1 protein-coding gene and 1 pseudogene are annotated in these 1,272 nt (G+C 65.5%); both read right to left on the bottom strand.

Annotation, left to right across the window (positions count from 1 at the left end; all coding sequences use genetic code 11):
• Positions 1–80 precede the first annotated feature (80 nt).
• Positions 81–413, bottom strand: a complete 333-nt coding sequence (locus tag ACFW2E_RS35020; RefSeq protein WP_384472439.1) for a hypothetical protein — start codon at positions 411–413, stop codon at positions 81–83.
• Positions 414–1,272: pseudogene (locus tag ACFW2E_RS35015) on the bottom strand (hypothetical protein); the annotation flags it as partial. It lies immediately after the preceding gene.

The following is a 1,272-nucleotide window of genomic DNA, read 5'->3' as shown; positions in this document are numbered from 1 at the left end:
GGCTTGCTCGCCTCGCGCTGTCGCTGCGGGGGGGCGGGGGGCCGCCCCCCCCCCCCCGCCCGGGGGCCGAAGTGGGTATCTCAGGCAGCCGGACGGCTCGAGAATTCCTCGACGAGGTCGAGCGTCAGGTCTGTCAGGTCGCCCTCCACCTCGCGGGGGATACGGTCGATGGGCCTGTTCCCGTCGAGTATGTCGGGCACCTTGGTCGAGGCGATCACGTATGCCCAGTGGATACTCGAACGCCCGCCAAGGACCCTTTCACAAACCCAGTCCTGAAATCCCGTCAAGGGCGAGACCCGCGCAGCGGTACAGAACCCTTCGATGAATGCCACCATCGTCGAGAATCGGTCATCCAGCAGATACATCCGGCGTCGATTCCGCAGGTGGAAGCAGAGTTCTTGGATTTCCATCATCTACCCCAGGTCAGGTCGCCCGTCGAGGCGAATGTATTCCCAGTACTTCCATTGTCGACGATATGTGTTCAGGTCCATGCCTTCCGAACCGGTGAACGCGTCGTACGCGCGGCCATCCTTGATCACCAGGAAGTGGTTGTGCCACTGCCCATAGGGATCGCGTTCGGACGGGCCCAGCTTTGCTCCCAGGCTGTCCTTCATCTCGTAGATCTCGCCCCCGACCTTGCCCTTGATCACCTCGGCGCACTCCAGGCAGTTGCTCTGGGTGGCAACGGGCCAGCCGTTCGAGTCGATCTGGGGCCCTCCCGAGGCGGGCGTGCCCTCAGCCTCACGCAGGGCTTGCCCGAGGCCGTTGTTGAAACGGCTGATGCCATCGGTGATTCCGTAGATGCCCGCACCCGCCACCCCGGTACCGACGACGATCGCCGGCGCTCCCTCGAGACAGCCGATGATGGTCAGGCACAGGCCGCCGCCCGCGATGTCGATGGTGGCGCCGTCCCCGACTGCGATGACGCCCAGACCCGTCTCGAAAAGACCCTTCCAGATGTCGGAGTTTCCGAGGATTGCCTGCCCGTAGTCACCGATCGTGTTGACGGTGTCCTTGAGCCAACCCGGTACCCAACTGCCGTCGTCATCGTGTTGGCTCTGCTGCTTCTGCTGTTCGTACCATTTCCGCAACTCCGCCTGGGCCTGCTGCCGCTTGACGACTGCCGTATGGAAAGCCTCGTTCGCCGCCTGGTGGGCGGCGGTGGCGTCCTTGCCTGCCGCCGTGGCCGAGTCACGGGCCTGCCGCGCTGCCGTCCAGGCCGCGTGCGCGGAGCCCCCGGCGGCGTGTGGGGGGTACAGTTGGGGGGGCGCC

The organism is Streptomyces sp. NPDC058964 (assembly GCF_042741275.1).
Lineage (GTDB): Bacteria > Actinomycetota > Actinomycetes > Streptomycetales > Streptomycetaceae > Streptomyces.
This window is presented reverse-complemented; position numbering and strand designations above follow the sequence as displayed.

What these genes read in the sequence shown, in the direction of transcription:
- ACFW2E_RS35020 (WP_384472439.1), bottom strand. Translation starts at nt 413, where the DNA reads ATGATGGAAATCCAAGAACTCTGCTTCCACCTGCGGAATCGACGCCGG.